This is a genomic window from Sulfurimicrobium lacus, from assembly GCF_011764585.1.
Taxonomy (GTDB): Bacteria; Pseudomonadota; Gammaproteobacteria; order Burkholderiales; family Sulfuricellaceae; genus Sulfurimicrobium; species Sulfurimicrobium lacus.
The window spans coordinates 1076428-1095767 of the sequence record NZ_AP022853.1 but is presented as its reverse complement, the minus strand read 5'-3'; the positions used below and the strand labels follow the sequence as shown (position 1 = coordinate 1095767).

Here is a 19340-nt window from a genome sequence, read left to right as displayed (position 1 = left end):
TTCTAAAAACCCGGGAAACCGTAAATGTAATAAGCCGCAGCCAGCGGCAGCGCGGGCGTCATGCCATCGATGCGATCCAGCACGCCGCCATGGCCGGGCAGCATGTTGCCGCTATCCTTCAAACCCGCCTGGCGCTTGAGCCAGGATTCGAACAAGTCCCCTCCCACGCTCAATGCCGCCATGGCGAGCAGCAGAACGAACCCGGGGAAAGGCACGCCCACGGTTGCGACAAAAGTTTTCCACAAGGCGCCATAACATGCCACAGCCAGCAAGCCGCCAGCTACGCCTTCCCAGGTTTTTCCCGGGCTCACCGAAGGCGCCAGTTTATGCTTGCCGAAAGCCCGTCCGGCAAAATAGGCGCCGATATCGGCCACCGACACCACGGCGATCAGGCCGAGCAACAAGGCAGGCCGCATGGCATGCAAGTCCATCAGGGCGAACCAGGTGGGAAACAGCACCATCCAGCCGGTAGCCGCCAGACCAACCGGGTTGCGCACCTGCCAGCCCCAGGAAAACCAGGGTATCGCCACCAGCAGCCAGAACACCACCGCGAGCAGGTAAATCTGCTCAACCCTGATATTGAGCACAAAAAAAGCGGTGCCCCATAATATGGTCAGCATCAGATACGCCCAGCGAGCTGGCCTGGGAAAACGAGCCAAGGCGCCCCACTCCCAGGAACCGATAGCGATCACGCCAAGGGTGAGGCAGCCCCAAAACAGGCTGGGCAAATAAAACAATCCGCCCAGCAGGACGAACAGCAAGGCGAAGGCGGTGATGACGCGGGTTCTAAGCATGACTTTTCAATTGCTCGCTGGTGCGTCCGAAACGGCGCTCGCGCTGCCGGTAGGAAAGAAATGCCTTGTCCAGTTCGGCTGTATTGAAATCCGGCCACAGCACATCGGTAAAATAGAATTCGCTGTAAGCCAGCTGCCACAGCAGGAAGTTGCTGATGCGCTCCTCGCCACCGGTGCGGATAAACAGGTCGGGTTCAGGCGCGTAAGGCATGGAAAGGTAAGGCTGCAAATCGGCCTCTTCAAAACCGGCAGCCAGCTCGGGGCGTGCTTTCAGCATGGCCTGCACGGCCTGCATGATGTCCCAGCGCCCCCCGTAGTTGGCGGCAATGGTCAGCGTGAGTTTGGAATTGCTGGCCGTGAGCGCTTCGGATTTTCGCACCAGTTCGACCAGGCGTGGCTCGAAGCGGGACAGGTCGCCGATGACTTTAAGGCATACCTCGTTCTGGTGCAGCTTGCCGACTTCCTTTTCCAGCGCCAGCACGAAAAGCTGCATGAGGAAGGAAACCTCTTCCTCCGGCCGGCGCCAGTTTTCGCTGCTGAAGGCAAACAGGGTAAGGAATTCGACGCCGCGTTCGATGCAGGACTTGACCATTTCGCGCACGGTTTCGAGGCCGCGCTTGTGCCCCATGACGCGCGGGAAATGACGTTTTTTCGCCCACCGTCCATTGCCGTCCATGATGATGGCGACGTGGCGCGGGATATGCGACACGGCAGGAATTTCGCGTGTCGAACTTTTTGACAGGGACACTAGATCTGGCTCAAATGGCCATCAGTTCGGTTTCTTTGACCTGCAACATCTTGTCCACTTCCGTCACGTAACGGTCAGTGATTTTCTGAATGTCGTCCTGGGCACGACGATCGTCATCCTCGCTGATCTCCTTGTCCTTGAGCAGATCCTTGAGGTGTGCATTGGCATCGCGGCGAATGTTGCGGATCGCCACCTTGGCGCCCTCGCCTTCGTGCTTGACCACCTTGATCAGCTCCTTGCGCCGTTCTTCCGTCAGTGCCGGCATCGGCACGCGGATCAGGTCGCCCTGGGAAGAGGGGTTTAGCCCCAGGTCGGAATCACGGATAGCCCTTTCGATTGCACCCACCAATTTCTTTTCCCACGGCGCCACACCGATGGTGCGCGAATCGATAAGCGTGAGGTTGGCGACTTGGCTGATCGCCGTCGGACTGCCGTAATAGTCGACCGTTACGTGATCCAGAATGCCGGTATGGGCCCGCCCGGTGCGCACCTTGGCCAGATCGGCCTTGAGCGCTTCCAGGGACTTCTGCATCTTCTGTTCGGCGGATTTTTTAAGGTCTGCAATCATGTTCTGGCTTCCTTTTAACCCTAACCCCCGGGCATGAGGGCGGCGGGGTTGTTAGCAATAAACCTTGGTGCCTTCGTCCTCGCCCATCACGACGCGCTTGAGCGCGCCCGCCTTGAAAATGCTGAATACGGCGAGCGGCATCTTCTGATCGCGGCACAAGGCCAGTGCGGTGGCGTCCATCACTTTCAGGTTGCGCATGATGGCTTCGTCGAAGCTGAGCTGCTGGTAACGCATGGCATCCGGGTTGGTCTTCGGATCGTCGGTATAAACGCCGTCGACCTTGGTCGCCTTGAGCACGATCTCGGCGCCCACTTCCATGCCGCGCAGTGCCGCTGCGGTATCGGTGGTGAAGAACGGATTGCCGGTGCCGGCACCGAAAATCACCACCTTGCCTTCCTCGAGGTAACGGATCGCCTTGCCCCGGATGTAGGGTTCGGCCACCGCCTCGATCGCCAGTGCGGTTTGCACCCGGCTTTGCAGCCCGATACAGCGCATGGCATCCTGCAGAGCCAGGGCGTTCATCACCGTTGCCAGCATGCCCATGTAATCTGCGGTGGCGCGGTCCATGCCGACAGCGCCGGGCGCCACGCCACGAAAAATGTTACCGCCGCCGATCACCACCCCCACCTGCACACCCATGCGCACCACTTCCGCCACTTCCGCGACGATGCGCTCGATGGTGGCGCGGTTGATGCCGTAACTGTCGTCGCCCATCAGGGCTTCGCCGGAAAGTTTAAGCATGATGCGTTTGTAGGCGGGAGCGGTCATGGCTTGAGGTCCTTATACCTTTGCTGCTGCAGCGACTTCAGCGGCGTAATCCACCACTTTCTTCTCGATGCCCTCGCCCACCACGTACATGGTGAAAGCGCTGACGCTGGCTTTTTTGGAAGCCAGCAGCTTTTCCACGGTCTGGTCCGGGTCCTTGACGAAAGGCTGGCCCATCAGGGTGACTTCCGCCAGGTACTTGGCGATGCGGCCTTCCACCATCTTCGCGACGATGTCAGCCGGCTTGCCGGATTCGGCTGCCTGGGCGGAGAAGATCTTGCGCTCGTTTTCCAGCAGATCGGCGGGCACCTGGTCCTTGGACACGCAGACCGGCTTGCTGGCAGCGATGTGCATGGCGATGTCCTTGCCCATCTGCTCGTCGCCACCGGTGCTGTCGACCATCACGCCTATGCGGGTGCCGTGCAGGTAGGTGGTCAGCTTGCCGGAAGTTTCGGCGCGCACCAGGCGGCGCGGGGAGATGTTTTCGCCCAGCTTCATGATCAGGGCCTGGCGTACTTCTTCCACGGACTGGCCGGAGGGCAGCTTGGCAGCGGACAGCGCATCGATGTCCTGAATGTTCTGCTCGGCAACCAGTTGTGCGACAGCCTTGGCAAACGCCACGAAATCTTCGTTCTTGGAAACGAAGTCGGTTTCGCAGTTGATTTCCACCAGTGCGCCCTTGTGGCCGTCGGCGCTGATGAAGCTGCCCACGATACCTTCTGCAGCCACGCGGCTGGCGGCCTTGTTGGCCTTGGCGCCGCTCTTGATGCGCAGCAGTTCTTCCGCCGCCTTCATGTCGCCGGCCGTCTCGGTCAGCGCCTTCTTGCATTCCATCATGCCCAAGCCTGTCAGCTCGCGCAGTTCTTTAACCATACCTGCGGTGATTTCCGCCATGTCAAACTCCTAAATTTCCTGAATATCCAAAGCTAACGGTCATGGCGAGTTTCGCCATGACCGTTTCCCCCACCCCTGCCCTCCCCCGCTCGCGGGAGAGGAGTACGCGGGCTCGCTGCGCGAGTTTTACGTTAAAAAAGGGGCTTCCGCCCCTTTTCTGCGGAGAGTTAAGCCGCTGTTTGTTCCGCGTCGCTGACCTCGACGAACTCGTCACCCTTGATGATTTCCGAAACGACCTGGCTACGGCCTTCCAGGATGGCGTCTGCCACGCCCTGAGCGTAGAGGCGAATCGCCTTGCTCGAGTCATCGTTGCCGGGGACCACGTAATCCACGCCGGCGGGGGAGTTGTTGGTGTCGACGATACCGATTACCGGGATGCGCAGTTTGTTGGCTTCGGTAATGGCGCCGCTTTCGTAACCCACGTCGATCACGAAGATCGCGTCAGGCAAGCCGCCCATATCCTTGATGCCGCCCAGGCTGCGCTCGAGCTTGACCATTTCACGCTGAAAGCCCAGCGCTTCCTTCTTGGAAATTTTCTCCATGCTGCCGTCCTGCATCATGGTTTCCATGTCCTTGAGACGCTTGATGGACTGCTTCACCGTCTTGAAGTTGGTGAGCATACCGCCCAACCAGCGGTAATCGACGTAGGACGCGCCGCAGCGTGCGGCTTCTTCCTTGACGATTTCGCGTGCCTGGCGCTTGGTGCCGACGAACAGGATGGTGCCCTTGTTGGACGCCATCTTGCGCACGAACTTGATCGCTTCTTCGTACATCGGAAGCGTCTTTTCCAGGTTCACGATATGAATTTTGTTGCGGTCGCCGAAGATGAACGGTGCCATCTTGGGGTTCCAATAACGGGTCTGGTGGCCGAAGTGGACACCCGCCTCAAGCATCTGGCGCATAGTTACTGACATGATAAAACTCCTTAAGGGTTAAGCCTCCATCCGTCCGCTTGCGACTCCCCGGAAACAAACCCGGTCGAGCACCCTTAACGGGACAGATGTGCGTATTCGCCGCCTTTCGGCAGCACTGGATTCGACCGGTTCAGAACCAGCCAAATTGGGCCGCGATGATAGCACAGTCCGGCCGCACTATTCAATCTCCACGACTGTCTTTCTCTTGCGCGCCGGCTTGCAGGAGCAGGTCGGCGATGTCGGTATTGCCGTTGGCGAGGGCCATTTGCGTCGCGCTTTGACCGTTTTTGCTTTTCAGGTTGGGGTCGGCCCCCAGCCGCAGCAGCAACTCGACGACTTCGATGTAACCCTGCCTGCAAGCCAGCATCAGCGCAGTCAGACCGGCACTGGTGCGCGCATCGACCGGCTCGCCATAGGCCAGGAGTTGCTTCACCGTTGCAGTATGCCCCGCATAGGATGCGTACATCAAAGGCGTCCAGCCATTGCGGTTGGCATGGAGGTCCGCACCATGAGCGATGAGCAGGTCGATCAGGACATTATGGCCGTTGTAGGCGGCGAGCATCAGCGCGGTTTCGCCGAACTGGTTTCTTTTGTACACCTTGGCGCCGTGGGCCAGCAGCACCTTGGCCACTTTCAACTGACCCTCGCGCGCGGCGACCATCAGGGCGCTGTAGCCTTGCTCGTCCTGCACATCGGGATCCACCCCGTGCTGCAGCAAGTCCTCGACGGAACCCGTGTCGCCCAGATTGATGTCGTTGAACATGGCTTCCAGCATTTGCGGCAAGGCGGCGATCGCGAGCGAAGAGAACAGCAAGCCAGGCAATAGCAGGCAGCAAGCAATGAGCTTGCGCGTTTCAGGGTTCAACATTGAAGGCGCAAACCGTCGTAGGCCACGCGCATTCCGGCGGGAAGCTGGGCGCTCAGCGCAGAGAATTCCAGTTCGTGGGTCATGTGGATCAGGTACGTTTCCCGCGCGCCGATTTTTTCCGCCCAGACTATCGCCTGCTCCACGCTCAAATGGGTGGGGTGAAAACGGTAGCGCAAGCAGTCCAGCAGCAACACATCCAGCCCCTGCAGCTTGTCCAGGCTGGCGGGGGAAATATCCGACACGTCGGTAAGATAAGCCATGTTGCCGATGCGGTAGCCGAGAATTTCATATTTGCCGTGCATGACCGGTACCGGCATAACTTCGGTCCCGGCTATTTCGAACGGCTCCGCAACCTGGTGGGCACACAGCACCGGCTTGTCCCAGTGGTGCTGCTCGTGGCTGGGGAAGGCATAGGCGAAGCGCTGCACGATGCCCTGCATGGTGACCTCATTGCCATAGACCGGGACCGGCTTGCGCTGCAAATGACAGAAGCTGCGCAGGTCGTCCAGACCGTTGAGATGGTCGGCGTGGTAGTGGGTGTACAGCACCCCGTCCACGCGCACGATTTTCTCGCGCAGGGCCTGATGGCGCAGGTCGGGGCCGGTATCGACCAACAGTACCGCGCCGTTCTCCATGGTGACGGCGATGGAGCAGCGCGTGCGCCGGTTCCTCGGGTCGTCGGAAAGGCAGGTCGGGCAGCCGCAGCCGATCACCGGCGTACCGGCGCTGGAGCCGACGCCGAGAAAAACTATCTCCATGCCTGCGCCGCCCGGAACAGCTCGAAGAAATTGCGCGTCGTCGCCGCACCCACTTCCGCCACATCGATGCCGCGCAGGCTGGCAATCTCCTCCGCCACGTGACGCACATAGGCCGGCTCGTTGGTCTTGCCGCGATAGGGAACCGGCGCGAGGTAAGGGGAATCGGTCTCGATCAGCATGCGCTCGAGCGGCACGTGCCTGGCCACTGCCTTCAGTTCCAGCGCTTTCTTGAAAGTCACGATGCCGGAGAAGGAAATGTAGAAACCCAGCGCCATGGCCTGGTCCGCGACTTCTTCCGTTTCGGTGAAGCAGTGCATCACCCCGCCGGCGCGCTGCGCACCCTCCTCGCGCATGATGCGCAGCGTGTCCGCCGCCGCGCCACGGGTATGGATGATGAGCGGCTTGCCGACGGCGAGGGCGGCGCGGATATGGGTGCGGAAACGTTCCCGCTGCCACTCCAGGTCGCCCTGGAGACGGAAATAGTCGAGCCCGGTTTCACCGATGGCGACGACTTTGGGATGTTGCGCCAGGGCGGCAAGCTGCTCGATGCCGGGCTCTTCGGTGGCCTCATGATCGGGATGCACGCCGACCGAGGCGAACACGTTGCGATGTTCCTCCGCCAGCTTGCGGATTGCGGGGAAGTCCGGCAAATCCACGCTCACGCACAGGGCGTGGCTGACCTGGTTGTGCTGCATGTTTTCGAGCAGGTCCGGCATACGCGCGGCCAGATCGGGGAAATTGATGTGACAGTGAGAGTCGATGAACATGGTTTCGAAATCAGGTGAGGAGTAAGGAGTGAGGGGTGAAGAGGAAAGTCAAAAGCGTCAGTGACCAGGTATTCACTCCTTACTCCTTACTCCTCGCTCCTCACCTGTTACATGGTATGAGTCGGACGCGTGGAAGTCAGATTGCCGCCCAGCAAGCCTTCGATCTTGTTGCGCGCGGCGATGCCGCTCTCGTTGTCGCTGAACTGCACGCCGATGCCCTGCGACTTGTTGCCCTGCGCTTCGGCCGGGGTGATCCACGCCACTTTGCCGGCCACCGGCAGCTTGTTGGGATCGTCCATCAGGGTCAGCAGCATGAACACCTCGTCGCCCAGACGGTAGGATTTGGTGGTCGGGATGAAAATGCCGCCGCCCTTGATGAAGGGCATATAGGCGGCGTACAGCGCCGGTTTTTCCTTGATGCTCAGGGACAGGACCCCGGGGCGCGCGAGGGAGGGTTTCTTTTCAGCTTCGGCCATGTTCCAGCTCGGTCAGGTTCATCGATTGCATATAGGATAGCAACAATTGCTCGAGGAGCAACTGGGCATTGAGCGGGTGGTGCACATTTTTTTGCGCCTCCAGCAGTTCTTTTTGATAGTCCAGCGCCTGCGGCAGTCTGAGGCGCGGCGCAAGATTGCGGATCTCGGCGGCAAAATCCGGCTGGTAGCGGATCTGCCCGCCCAGCCGGCAGCCGAGCAGGTCGTACATCCACTGCTGCAGCCAGCGCACCAGTTTGGCCAACTCCATCTTCTCGTTCTTTTCCGCCAGACCGAGCGGGTCCAGCTCCCGGGGACGCGCAAGTTGGGTCAGGAAGCCGCGCCGCACCTCCTGCGATTCGTCGGCGGCGAGGGCCAGCGCAGCCAGCGGCGCATTACCCGCCTGCGCCAGCAGCGGCGCCGGGTCTGCCACCCCGTGATCGCGCAGCCAGCTCATGGACAGCTCGAGCGGCGGCACCCCGAAGTCGATCTTGCGGCAGCGGCTGCGCACGGTGGGCAGCAAGGATTGCGCGTGATGGCTGATGAGAATGATGAGCGTGTGCGGCGGCGGTTCCTCCAAGGTTTTCAGCAACGCGTTGGCGGCGTTGACGTTCATCGCTTCGGCGGGGTGGATGAGCACGACGCGCATGCCGTTGCGGTGGGTGGACAGGTTCACCAGTCCCGCCAGCTCGCGCACCTGCTCGATCAATATCTGGCGGCTGGGCTTCTTGCCCTTGCTCTCGCCTTCGTCGCCGTTGTCCGCCAGCGCCTCCGGCTCGACGCTGCGGAAATCGGGGTGGTTACCTTGCGCAAGCCAGCCGCAGGCGAGGCATCGGCCACACCCCACGCCGGATGGCAGCGGCGTTTCACACAGCAGTCCCTGGGCCAGGGCGCGCGCAAAATCCAGTTTCCCCACCCCCTTGCGCCCCTGCAGCAGCAGCGCGTGGGGCAGATTCTCCCCGGCGGCAATCAGTCGACGCCAAGTTTCCGCTTGCCAGGGAAGGAAAGTCATCGCCCTACAATCCCGCAATGAGGGTGTCGAGCTCGGCGCGGATCGCCGGGAGCGAACGTGCCGAGTCGATCACCCGGATGCGTGAGGGAAATTGCGCGGCGCGGCGCAGGTAAGCGTCGCGCACGCGCTGGAAGAAATCCTGCTGCTCCTGCTCGAAGCGGTCCAGCGACGCATTGGCGGAAAGGCGCTGGCGCGCCACTTCCAGCGGCACATCGAAGAGCAGGGTGAGATCGGGCTGCAGCCCCTGCTGCACCCAGTCTTCCAGGATGCGCAGGCGGCCCTCGTCTATGCCGCGCCCGCCGCCCTGGTAGGCGAAGCTGGCATCGGTGAAACGGTCCGAGATCACCCATTTTCCCTGTTGCAGGGCGGGCACGATGACTTCTGCCAGGTGCTCGCGCCGGCTGGCGAACATCAGCAAGGCTTCGGTTTCAAGGTGCATGTGATGGTTGAGCAAGAGCCCGCGCAGCGTTTCGCCCAGGGGGGTGCCGCCCGGCTCGCGCGTCACGACCACCCCGTGGCCGCGTTGCACCAGGGTTTCGCGCAGCCACTCGAGATGGGTGCTCTTGCCTGCACCGTCGATACCTTCTAGCGTAATGAATTTGCCTGTAATTTCTCTCACCTATTTATGCAGTTGGTAACGCGACACGGCCAGATTATGCTCGGCCAGGCTGGCGGAAAACTTGTGCGAGCCATCTCCCTTGCCGACGAAATACAGCGCCTTGGTCGCCGCCGGATGCACGGCCGCCTGCAGCGCGCCCGAACCCGGTATGGCGATCGGCGTCGGCGGGAGGCCGGAGCGGGTGTAGGTATTATAAGGCGTATCGCGGGTGAGGTCGGCACGGCGCAGATTGCCGTCGAAGTTCTCGCCCAGGCCATAGATCACCGTCGGATCGGTCTGCAGGCGCATGTTGATGCGCAGGCGGTTGATGAACACGCCGGCGATCAGCGGCCGCTCGCTTGCCCGGCCCGTTTCCTTCTCGACGATGGAGGCCATGATCAAGGCTTCATAGGGGGTCTGGTAAGGCAGCAGCGGATCGCGCTCCGCCCAAGCGTCGGCGAGGTGGGTCTGCATGGCCTGGTAGGCACGCTTGAGGATGGAAAGATCGCTCATACCGCTGCTGAAGTAATAGGTGTCAGGAAAGAACAGCCCTTCGGCGGCTGCTTCCGGCGCACCGATCTTCTCCATGATTTCCCGTTCCGTCATTTGCGCCGTGTCGTGCCGCACCGCCTGATGCTCGTCCAGAGTCTGGCGCATGCGGCGGAAATTCCAGCCCTCGATGAAGGCGATCTCGCTCTGGCTCACGTCGCCGCGCGTGATCATGCGGAACAGTTGCAGGGGGGTGGGATCTTTTTCGAGGTAATAATTGCCCGCCTTGATTTCCCCTTCCTTGCCGTTTATGCGCACCAAAACCGTGAAACTCCATGGCTCGGAGAGGATCTTCGCTTCCACCAGCTGGCGCGCCACGCTACGCAAACTGCTGCCGTGTTTGAGGGTGAACTCGTAAGGCGTCTGCGGCAGGTGCAGCGGCGTGGTGGCAAAATAAGCCATCCAGCCGGCGACCGCGATCGCCGACAGCAACGCGAGGCGCCACAGGGTCTTAATCATCTCGCTCTTCCATCAACTGCCTCAATTGCGCTGCCACGCCCCCCATTTCCCAAATGCGGCCATTGAACTCGCGCACCGGCCAGAGGCCGATCACGCTGTTGCACAGCATCACTTCCTCTGCCTCCATCAGCGCATCCAGCGGCAGCGTCCCGACCTTCATCGCCATGCCCGATTGCGCGGCGAAATCCAGGATGCGCTCGCGCTGCACCCCGGCCACGCCGCAGCCGCTCAAGTCGGGGGTGTGCAGCACGCCAGCGCGGTAGCAGAACACATTGCTCATGGTTCCTTCGATAACACCGCCCTCCGTATCCAGCAGTATACCTTCGGCAACAGCCGGATCATCCCATTCCATGCGCGCCAGCACGTTCTCCAGCCGGTTGAGATGTTTGATCCCCGCCAGGCGCGGCTGAGATGCGAGACGCAAGCCGCACAAATGCACCTTGACGCCCAGCGCCGCGTGGCTTTGCGGATAGGTCGGCAGGGGGCTGGAAGTGACGATGCGGGTGGGAGAAGCATCCGGCACCACGGCATAGCCCCGCTCGGCGCGGCCGCGCGTGACGATGATCTTGGCCACGCAATCCCGCGGCAGGCGCGCCAGATCGGCTTCCAGATCGGCTGCCGCGGGGCAGCCCAGGCGCAATGCCGCGCAGTCCGCAGCCAGCTTGCGGTATTGCCGCGCCCAACACAGGGTAACGCCCCCGACCCGCTTCAGGGTGCGGAACACGCCGTCGCCATAGAGCAGGCCGCGGTCATTGGCGGAAACGACATCCGCCGGGATGCCATCGATGAGCGTCATCAAATCAGGAAAGGTCGGGAGAAAGCGGCATTCTACCTGCTGGTGGATTAAGGAATAAAGCACAAAGACCGCTCGCTGCGCGTTTTTCATCCCTCATGCCAAGCTATGCGGTTAAAATCCGCCTTTACTGAAAAACCCACAAGAACGATCAGGCGATGGAACCAGGCAAGGATTTTGCGAAACACACGCCCATGATGCAGCAATACCTGCGCATCAAGGCCGAGCACCCCGACATGCTGCTGTTTTACCGCATGGGGGATTTTTACGAGCTGTTCTTCGACGACGCCGAGCGTGCTGCGCAGCTGCTCGGCATCACCCTCACCACGCGCGGCGCCACTGCCGGCCAGCCGATCAGGATGGCCGGCGTACCCTACCATGCCGCCGAGCAATACCTCGCCAAGCTGGTCAAGCTCGGCGAGGCGGTCGCCATCTGCGAACAGGTGGGCGACCCGGCCACTTCCAAAGGGCCGGTGGAGCGCAAGGTCGCGCGCATCATCACGCCCGGCACGCTCACCGACGCCGCACTGCTGGACGACAAGCGCGACAGCCTGCTGCTCGCCGTGGCGGCGAACAAAAACCTGCTCGGGCTGGCCTGGCTGAACCTGGTCAGCGGTCAATTCACGGTGGCGGAAATGGCACCGGAGCGTCTTGCCGCGACGCTGGAACGCATCAAGCCGTCGGAAATCCTGTTTCCCGAGGGCTGGACGCACCCCGCGCTGGACGCGGCGAAATGCGCGGCCAAGGCTGTTGCGCCGTGGCAGTTCGACCATGACTCAGCCATGCACAAGCTGACCGGGCAGTTCGCCACGCGCGACCTCGACGGCTTCGGCTGCGCCGGGCTGCACGCCGCGATCGCCGCGGCCGGCGCGCTGCTGCAATACGCCCAGGCCACGCAATGCGGCAAACTGCCCCACATCCAGAGCCTGCGCGTGGAGCATGAAAGCGAGCTGGTATTGCTCGACGCCGCAGCGCGGCGCAATCTCGAAATCAGCGAAACGCTGCGCGGCGAAGCGGCGCCCACCCTGCTCTCCCTGCTCGACACCTGCGCCGGCAGCATGGGCAGCCGCCTGCTGCATCACTGGCTGCATCATCCGCTACGCGATTACGCCACGCTGCGCGCCCGCCAGGACGCCATTTCGGCCCTGCTCGGCGCAGGCGGTGCCGCGCCCTTTGTCGGCGTTCACAAAATTCTCAGACAGGGCGCCGACATCGAGCGCATCACCGGGCGCATTGCGCTCAGAAGCGCGCGGCCACGCGACCTGTCCGGTCTGCGCGACAGCCTCGCCCTGCTGCCGCAAGTACACGCGGCCCTGGCCGGCCTCGACAGCCCGCGACTGAATCAACTGCACATGGCGACGGACATACCCGCTGGCATGGCGGGAGAACTGCAGCGCGCCCTCATGCCCGAGCCCAGCACCGTGCTGCGCGAAGGCGGCGTCATCGCCACCGGTTACGATGCTGAACTGGACGAGCTGCGCGCCATCCAGGACAACTGCGGCGAGTTCCTCCTCGCCCTCGAAGCCCGCGAGCGCGAGCGCAGCGGCATCGGCAACCTGAAAGTGGAATACAACCGGGTGCACGGCTTCTACATCGAGGTCAGCCGCGCCCAGGCTGACAATGTGCCGGACGATTACCGCCGCCGCCAGACGCTGAAAAATGCCGAGCGCTATATCACCCCGGAACTGAAAGCTTTCGAGGACAAGGCGCTGTCCGCCTCCGATCGTGCGCTGGCGCGCGAAAAGCTGCTGTACGAGGGGTTGCTGGATTTTCTCCAGCCGCATATCGCCACACTCCAGGCCATCGCCGCTGCCGTGGCCGAACTGGACGTGCTGGCAACGCTGGCCGAGCGCGCCCAGGCACTCAACCTGACCGCACCGGAATTCTGCAGCGAAGCGACGATCGAGATCAGCGGCGGACGCCACCCGGTGGTGGAAAACCAGACCGAGAACTTCATTCCCAACGACACCCGTCTCTCGCGCACGCGCCAGATGCTGCTCATCACCGGCCCGAACATGGGCGGCAAATCCACCTACATGCGGCAAACCGCGCTCATCGTGCTGCTGGCCCACTGCGGCAGCTTCGTGCCGGCGAGCAGCGCGCGCATCGGCCCGATCGACCAGATTTTCACCCGCATCGGCGCATCCGACGACCTGGCCGGCGGCCGCTCCACCTTCATGGTGGAGATGACGGAAACCGCCAACATCCTGCACAACGCCACGGAAAACAGCTTGGTGCTGCTGGACGAAATCGGACGCGGCACGTCCACCTTCGACGGCCTTGCCCTGGCTTGGGCGATCGCCCGCCAGCTGATAGCCAAGACCCAGTGCCACACCCTGTTCGCCACGCATTACTTCGAGCTCACCCAACTCGCCCAGGAATTCAGGCAGGTCGTCAACGTGCACCTCGACGCCGTGGAGCACCGCGACCACATCGTTTTCCTGCATAGCGTGGAAGAAGGCCCAGCCAGCCAGAGCTATGGGCTGCAGGTGGCTCAGCTGGCGGGTGTGCCCGCAACAGTGATTCAGCAGGCGAAGAAAAGACTATTGCAGCTGGAACAACAGGGAATGACGGCAAGCCCGCAAGGCGATTTGTTCGCGGCGCCGATTGCAGCGGCGGCGGAGGAACACCCGGCTCTGGAAGCGCTGCGACAGACTACGCCGGACGATCTCAGCCCGAAGGCTGCGCTGGAATTGATTTACCAGCTGAAGAAGATGAGCGAGGGGTAATGAAATAGGGGTGAGGAGTGAGGGGTGAGGCGTTAGGGGGAAAGTCAAAAAGCCCGCTCCGGACCGGTTTTACGCCTCACCCCCTAACGCCTCACCCCTCACGCATCCTCAGTGGTGATGCCCGTGCGCGCCGTGGGCATGCTCGTGGGCAATTTCATCGTCAGTCGCGGGGCGCACTTCGCTGACGGTGCATTTGAACAGCAGGCGCTGACCGGCCAGGGGATGGTTGCCGTCGACGACAACCTTGTCGTCGGTCACGTCGGTCACGGTGTAAAGAATCCATTCGTCGTCGTCGCCATCCGCAGCGCCTTCGAACTGCATCCCGACTTCCACCTGCCCTTCGGGAAACTGGGCGCGCGGCTCGATGCGCACCAAGTCGGCGTCATACTCGCCGAAGGCGTCATCGGGCTCCAGGGTCATCTCGCAGGTTTCGCCCACGCCTTTGCCCTGCAGCGCCTCTTCCACGGTCGGGAAAATGCCGTCATAACCACCATGCAGATAGCTGACCGGCTCATCGCTCTGCTCCAGCACTTCACCCGCGCTATCGCGCAGTTCGTAGCTGATGGTCACGACAGTATTTTTTGCAATTTTCATGCTTGCTCCAGGGTTTGCACGAGGGGCGTGAAGCGACGCCTCGTTGATATGATAGAAAAAAGACCGCACATTCTAACCGATTTCGGCAAACTGCTATACTCCCCGAATCATCACTAGCGAATGGCCACAAGCATGCGATTATCCTTTCTCGGCGGACTCACAGCGCAGCAGTTCCTGCGCGAATACTGGCAAAAGAAACCGCTGCTGGTGCGCAACGCGTTTCCCGGCTTCACCGGCCTGCTGACCCCCGACGAACTGGCCGGACTTGCCTGCCTCGAAGAGGCGGAAGCACGCCTAGTGCAGAACAAGGGCGATAAATGGCTGTTGCGGCGCGGGCCCTTTGCCGAGGAAGATTTCCAGCGCCTGCCGCAAACCCGCTGGACTCTGCTGGTGCAGGGCGTCAACCTGTTCCTGCAGGAAGGCGCGCAACTGCTGGAGCAATTCAATTTCATTCCGCGCTCACGTCTCGATGACCTGATGGTCAGCTACGCCCCCAAGGGCGGAAGCGTCGGCCCGCACTTCGATCCATACGACGTTTTCCTGATCCAGGGCATGGGGCATCGTCGCTGGCAGATCAGCACCCAGAGCGACCAGACCCTTCTGCCGGGTGCGCCGCTGCGCATTCTGCAGAATTTCCAGCCGGAACAGGAATGGATCACCGGCCCCGGCGACCTGCTCTACCTGCCGCCGCAATGCGGGCATTACGGCCTCGCCCAGGACCACTGCATGACCTATTCGGTCGGCTTCAAGGCGCCCTATACCCAGGAACTCGCCACCCAGTTCCTGGTTTATCTCCAGGACGAAATCAAGCTGGAAGGCATGTACCAGGACCCGGAACTGAAAACCCAATCTCACCCGGCCGAAATCAGCCCCGCCATGATCCGCAAGGTCGGCGCCATGCTGCGTCAAATACGCTGGGATCAAGATACGGTACAGCGCTTTCTAGGCACGTACCTGACCGAGCCCAAATCCAGCGTGTATTTCGAGCCGCCGGCACGCCCCATGCCCCCTGAGAAGTTCCATCAACAGCTGACCCAGGGCGGCATTCGCCTCGATCTGAAAAGCCTGATGTTGTTTCATGACAACACGGTCTATCTCAACGGCGAAGCCGTTGAAGCGACCGCAGAGGATCTACCCACCCTGATCGCGCTCGCCGACCGCGGCAATTTGGCAGCGGGGACCCGACTGAACGAGAGTCTGGAAAAGCTCTTTTATCAATGGTACCGTGCCGGGTATCTGGTACTGGAGCAAGCACCATGACGGATACCTTAAGCAGCCCATCGCCCGAACACCGCAGAATAGAAGGTCAACAGGATTACGAGCAGGCTATCGATTTCGTCGTCGGGCAGGCGCGCCACAACCTGCGCATCTTCAGCTACAACCTGCGCGACGAAGGTTACAACAGCCTTGCCAGATTCGAGTCGCTGCAAAATTTCCTCCTCATGAGCCGCGCCAACCGGCTCACGATCGTATTGCACGACACCGACTACCTGACGCGGGAATGCCCACGCATGATGAATTTGCTCACGCACTTCAGTCATGCTATCGCCGTATACCAGACCAGCGACGAAGCACGTGGCGTCAGCGACCCGTTCATCATCGCCGATAATGAACATTATTTGCACCGTTTTCATTATGACCACCCGCGCGCGGCACTGGCCCTGAACGACAAGGAAGGCGCGCTGGAGCTGATACGGCGCTTCAACGAAATTGTGGATGCCTCCGAGCCAGCGGCACCGCCAACTACGCTGGGGCTTTAAACAAGTTATGAGCCGATGGCATAAAAGCAGTAAATAGCTCATCGCAACGCACACGAACTATGGGTTATTTCAAGGTAAAGGGCTAGCAAAGTCTAAAAAACTTGGTAGAATGCTGCAGTCGGTTGGCGCCCCAACTTGGAATAACCGATTTCTTACTGTTTATCTGAAAATTTTCAAAAAAGGAATTAATAATGAAACACTCCGTACTGATCGCTGCTCTGTTGGCCCTGTCCCTGTCCGCTTGCGGCAAAAAAGAAGAAGCCGCTCCTGCACCTGCTGTTGAAGCTCCTGCTGCTGCCGCTCCTGCTGCTGAAGCACCTGCTGCTCCTGCCGCTCCTGCCGCTGACGCTGCTGCTCCTGCCGCTCCTGCTGCTGACGCTGCTGCTCCTGCCGCTCCTGCTGCTGACGCTGCTGCTCCTGCCGCTCCTGCTGCCAAGTAATTCCGGGCTCAAGAGCATAAAAAAACCGGCCATCTGGCCGGTTTTTTTTCACCTTCAGTCAGGCAATCTGGCGCCAGGCAAACCCCTTCTCCTGCTCAGCGATTCCAATCCACCCTTTTTCGCACTTCAATACCCGACTTAGCGCCTCTTGCGCCAGACTGGGAAGGTTATTTTTCTCGCTCAAATGGGCAGCTACGATGTGCTGCAGCACCGTCGTATCGAGTTTGCTCAAAAACTCGGCGGCCGCGCCGTTATCGAGGTGGCCGAAACGCCCCGCGACCCTCTGCTTCAAACCGGGCGGATACGGTCCGTTGCGCAACATCTCGACATCGTGGTTGCACTCCAGCACCAGCGCATGGCAGCGACTCAGAGTCGCCTCGATATGGGGAGTGGAACTGCCCACATCCGTGAGCACCCCAAGCCTGCGCGCACCATCGCCGAATACGAACTGCGCCGGCTCGCGGGCATCGTGCGGCACAGGAAAGGGTTCGATTTCCAGATCACCGATGACGAAACGATCATGGCTGTCGAAAAGATGAAGCGGCTGGCTGTCCTTGAACATCGCGGCGGCATGGCTGTAGGTACCATGCGTTAACCATACGGGGATGTTGAATTTACGCGCGAACGGCACCACTCCACCTATGTGGTCGGCGTGTTCGTGCGTAACCACAATTGCGCTCAAATGCGCTGGCGTCAGGTCCAGCCGGGCCAGGCGCAACACGGTTTCGCGTATGGCGAAACCGCAGTCCAGCATGACTCGCGTTTGACCCGCCTCGACAACCAGCGCGTTGCCGCGACTGCCGCTCCCGAGAGAGGCAAAACGCATTACTTCAGCTGTTCATGCAGCAGCTTGAGAATCTTGTCAGCAGTATCGGCAGACGCTTTTTGCCCGTCCTTGTTTTGCACCAGAACCTGGCAGGAATCGCCACTCTCTTTTACCAGAACGCGATACTGCTCCTGACGCATTTTCTTGCTATCGTCGCTGCTCCAGAAAGCGAGCTTGGAGAACCAGCCCTTCTCAGCTTTCTTGCCATCGCTATCCGGGTCTACGTAGCGCACGAAATATTCGCCCTTGGAACGATCGCGGTCGACCACGGTAAATCCGACACGGTCGAGTGCCAAACCCACCCGGCGCCAGGCACGATCAAACGGATCAAGCACGGTCAGCAGTTGCACCCCATCCGCGGAACGGCTGAGTTTGGCACGTTCCACAGCAGCGGCATCGGCCACCAGCGTCTTGGCCCGAGATTCCTCAACGCCGAAGCGCACCATCAGGCGGCGCAGCATTTCAGCTTCCAGCTCGGGATCAGCAGGCCGCGGCTCCCAAATCGTCGACTTTCCGCCATCGCCACCCTGAATGACTTCATACATACCGCGATGGCTGATATAAATCTCAGTCATGCCGGCAGTAGCACCACGCTCCAGGCGGGTGCGGAATTTGTCCCGCTCGGCAGTGGAATACAGGCCATCGACCACTTTACCCAAGACGCTTCGGATTGCGTCTTGAGGAATTTTGGCGCGGTCTTCCGCCCAGTCTGTTTCCATCACGCCGGATTCCGGCCTTTCTTCCTTGATGATGAAGCCCAGCTCTTGCCAAAACTCCTTGACCACCGGCCAAACCTGTTCCGGCGTAGCATTCACGACCAGCCAGCGCTGGTTGCCGGAACGTTCCACCTTCACTTTTGCCTGTTCCGGCAGCAGGTCGCTGCTACCCGACTGGGGCTGATTTACGCGCTCGCTATTGTAGGCAGAGAAGGTAGCGCTACCTTGCGGGCTTACGTCAGGCACCACATACCTGCTATCCGCTGCAGGAGCAGTCAGATCCGGCGGCACTTCGAGCGGCGGAACCTTGCCGGCCGACTTGTAATCGATTTTCTTTCCTTCGAGGAAGGACATGGAACCGCAACCGCCCAAAAGTGCCAGCAGGGTCAGGGGTAGAACGAGTTTGCGAAACTTCATGGAATTCGAGACCTTCAAATTAATTCAGCTTGATGCATTGCCGCTTTCAGCGTGTCATGGAATGCGGAGGAAAGGGGGGTCAGAGGCAGGCGGATTCCGTCACCGATCAGACCCATATGAGCCGCCACCCATTTCACCGGAATGGGGTTGGCTTCGACGAACAGTCTCTGGTGCAGCCCGAACAGCTTGGCATTGATGGCGCGCGCCGCAGCCAGATCGCCACGGAATGCCGCGACGCACATTTCATGCATTTTGCGCGGCGCGACATTTGCGGTGACCGAAATCACGCCGTGCCCACCGAGCAGCATGAAAGCCAGGGCGCTGGCGTCGTCGCCGGAATACAGAGCGAAGTCAGCCGGAGCACGCAGGATCAGATCGGTTCCCCGTTCCAGGTTGCCGGTCGCATCCTTGATGCCGATGATGTTGGGAATCTGCGCCAAGCGCAGTACCGTATCGTTGGACAGATCGCAGGCGGTGCGGCCGGGGACGTTGTAGAGTATCTGGGGGATGTCCACCGCTTCGGCCACCGCCTTGAAATGGCGGTACAAGCCCTCCTGGGTGGGTTTGTTGTAGTAGGGCGTGACCAACAGGCATGCCGAGGCGCCCGACTCTTTGGCGCAGCGGGTCAGCTCGATAGCTTCGCTGGTCGAATTGGCGCCGGTTCCGGCGATAACGGGAATGCGCCCCGCCGCCTGCTCTACTGCCACACGGATCAGCTGGCAATGTTCGTCGTAGTTCACGGTTGGCGACTCACCCGTAGTGCCGACAATCACGATGCCATCGGTGCCTTCGCCCACGTGGAAATCAATCAGCGTGCGCAAGCGTTCCAGATCCAGGCTGCCATCGTCCTGCATGGGCGTCACAATCGCTACCAGACTGCCTTTTAGCATGAAGCCAA

Annotated in this window: 22 protein-coding genes; 3 read left to right on the top strand and 19 right to left on the bottom strand. The window is 60.9% G+C overall.

Features of this window, described 5'->3' with window-relative positions; translation table 11 throughout:
* Positions 1-2 precede the first annotated feature (2 nt).
* From SKTS_RS05555 to pabC, 14 genes are all read right to left on the bottom strand, one after another.
* A complete protein-coding gene (locus SKTS_RS05555; protein WP_173061503.1) occupies positions 3-794 on the bottom strand; it encodes a phosphatidate cytidylyltransferase in 792 nt (263 codons plus the stop codon).
* Entirely contained in the window at positions 787-1542 is a 756-nt protein-coding gene (gene uppS / locus SKTS_RS05550; RefSeq protein WP_173061500.1) for a polyprenyl diphosphate synthase, read from the bottom strand. Before uppS ends, SKTS_RS05555 begins: the two co-directional genes overlap by 8 nt.
* Positions 1543-1552: 10 nt before the next feature.
* Positions 1553-2110: a ribosome recycling factor gene (gene frr, locus SKTS_RS05545; protein ID WP_173061497.1), complete on the bottom strand. Its 558-nt coding sequence runs from the start codon at positions 2108-2110 to the stop codon at positions 1553-1555.
* A gap of 51 nt (positions 2111-2161) precedes the next feature.
* Positions 2162-2878 (bottom strand): UMP kinase, encoded by a 717-nt coding sequence (gene pyrH / locus SKTS_RS05540; RefSeq protein ID WP_173061494.1) that lies wholly within the window; start codon positions 2876-2878, stop codon positions 2162-2164.
* A gap of 12 nt (positions 2879-2890) precedes the next feature.
* Complete coding sequence (gene tsf, locus SKTS_RS05535; protein WP_173061491.1) at positions 2891-3769, bottom strand: translation elongation factor Ts; 879 nt, start codon at positions 3767-3769, stop codon at positions 2891-2893.
* Between the two features lie 167 nt (positions 3770-3936).
* A complete protein-coding gene (rpsB, locus tag SKTS_RS05530) occupies positions 3937-4683 on the bottom strand; it encodes a 30S ribosomal protein S2 (protein WP_173061488.1) in 747 nt (248 codons plus the stop codon).
* 181 nt (positions 4684-4864) lie between these two features.
* On the bottom strand, positions 4865-5551 hold the full coding sequence (locus tag SKTS_RS05525; RefSeq protein ID WP_173061485.1) for an ankyrin repeat domain-containing protein: 687 nt from the start codon (positions 5549-5551) through the stop codon (positions 4865-4867).
* Positions 5545-6309, bottom strand: a complete 765-nt coding sequence (locus tag SKTS_RS05520; RefSeq protein WP_173061482.1) for an MBL fold metallo-hydrolase — start codon at positions 6307-6309, stop codon at positions 5545-5547. The genes SKTS_RS05525 and SKTS_RS05520 overlap by 7 nt, the downstream gene beginning before the upstream one ends.
* Positions 6300-7076, bottom strand: a complete 777-nt coding sequence (locus SKTS_RS05515; RefSeq protein WP_173061479.1) for a TatD family hydrolase — start codon at positions 7074-7076, stop codon at positions 6300-6302. The genes SKTS_RS05520 and SKTS_RS05515 overlap by 10 nt, the downstream gene beginning before the upstream one ends.
* 107 nt (positions 7077-7183) lie before the next feature.
* Positions 7184-7552 (bottom strand): PilZ domain-containing protein, encoded by a 369-nt coding sequence (locus SKTS_RS05510; RefSeq protein ID WP_173061476.1) that lies wholly within the window; start codon positions 7550-7552, stop codon positions 7184-7186.
* Positions 7539-8561, bottom strand: a complete 1023-nt coding sequence (gene holB, locus SKTS_RS05505) for a DNA polymerase III subunit delta' (RefSeq protein ID WP_173061473.1) — start codon at positions 8559-8561, stop codon at positions 7539-7541. The genes SKTS_RS05510 and holB overlap by 14 nt, the downstream gene beginning before the upstream one ends.
* A gap of 4 nt (positions 8562-8565) precedes the next feature.
* Complete coding sequence (gene tmk, locus SKTS_RS05500; RefSeq protein ID WP_173068970.1) at positions 8566-9171, bottom strand: dTMP kinase; 606 nt, start codon at positions 9169-9171, stop codon at positions 8566-8568.
* A 9-nt stretch (positions 9172-9180) separates the two neighbouring features.
* Positions 9181-10167: an endolytic transglycosylase MltG gene (gene mltG, locus SKTS_RS05495; protein ID WP_173061470.1), complete on the bottom strand. Its 987-nt coding sequence runs from the start codon at positions 10165-10167 to the stop codon at positions 9181-9183.
* Entirely contained in the window at positions 10160-10963 is an 804-nt protein-coding gene (pabC, locus tag SKTS_RS05490; RefSeq protein WP_173061467.1) for an aminodeoxychorismate lyase, read from the bottom strand. The genes mltG and pabC overlap by 8 nt, the downstream gene beginning before the upstream one ends.
* Before the next feature lie 155 nt (positions 10964-11118).
* On the opposite strand from pabC, the gene mutS reads away from it, so the two are divergent.
* Positions 11119-13689 carry a DNA mismatch repair protein MutS gene (gene mutS, locus SKTS_RS05485; protein WP_173061464.1) on the top strand — a complete coding sequence of 857 codons (2571 nt, stop codon included), beginning with the start codon at positions 11119-11121 and terminating at the stop codon, positions 13687-13689.
* Positions 13690-13797: 108 nt separating this feature from the next.
* Here the strand turns inward: mutS and SKTS_RS05480 are convergent, their stop codons facing one another.
* Complete coding sequence (locus SKTS_RS05480) at positions 13798-14283, bottom strand: FKBP-type peptidyl-prolyl cis-trans isomerase (protein ID WP_173061461.1); 486 nt, start codon at positions 14281-14283, stop codon at positions 13798-13800.
* Between the two features lie 132 nt (positions 14284-14415).
* Here SKTS_RS05480 and SKTS_RS05475 point away from each other — a divergent pair, with 132 nt between their 5' ends.
* Both SKTS_RS05475 and SKTS_RS05470 read left to right on the top strand, forming a co-directional pair.
* Positions 14416-15543 (top strand): cupin domain-containing protein, encoded by a 1128-nt coding sequence (locus tag SKTS_RS05475; RefSeq protein WP_173061458.1) that lies wholly within the window; start codon positions 14416-14418, stop codon positions 15541-15543.
* Positions 15540-16043, top strand: coding sequence for a DUF7931 domain-containing protein (locus SKTS_RS05470; protein WP_173061455.1), 504 nt, complete (start codon positions 15540-15542; stop codon positions 16041-16043). Before SKTS_RS05475 ends, SKTS_RS05470 begins: the two co-directional genes overlap by 4 nt.
* A gap of 159 nt (positions 16044-16202) precedes the next feature.
* Here the strand turns inward: SKTS_RS05470 and SKTS_RS05465 are convergent, their stop codons facing one another.
* The 4 genes from SKTS_RS05465 to dapA are packed head-to-tail and all read right to left on the bottom strand — an operon-like array spanning position 16203 to position 19332.
* Positions 16203-16535 (bottom strand): hypothetical protein, encoded by a 333-nt coding sequence (locus SKTS_RS05465; RefSeq protein WP_173061452.1) that lies wholly within the window; start codon positions 16533-16535, stop codon positions 16203-16205.
* A 6-nt stretch (positions 16536-16541) separates the two neighbouring features.
* Complete coding sequence (locus SKTS_RS05460) at positions 16542-17309, bottom strand: MBL fold metallo-hydrolase (protein ID WP_173061449.1); 768 nt, start codon at positions 17307-17309, stop codon at positions 16542-16544.
* Entirely contained in the window at positions 17309-18442 is a 1134-nt protein-coding gene (gene bamC, locus SKTS_RS05455) for an outer membrane protein assembly factor BamC (RefSeq protein ID WP_173061446.1), read from the bottom strand. The genes SKTS_RS05460 and bamC overlap by 1 nt, the downstream gene beginning before the upstream one ends.
* 14 nt (positions 18443-18456) lie before the next feature.
* Positions 18457-19332, bottom strand: coding sequence for a 4-hydroxy-tetrahydrodipicolinate synthase (dapA, locus tag SKTS_RS05450; RefSeq protein WP_173061443.1), 876 nt, complete (start codon positions 19330-19332; stop codon positions 18457-18459).
* Positions 19333-19340 lie beyond the last annotated feature (8 nt).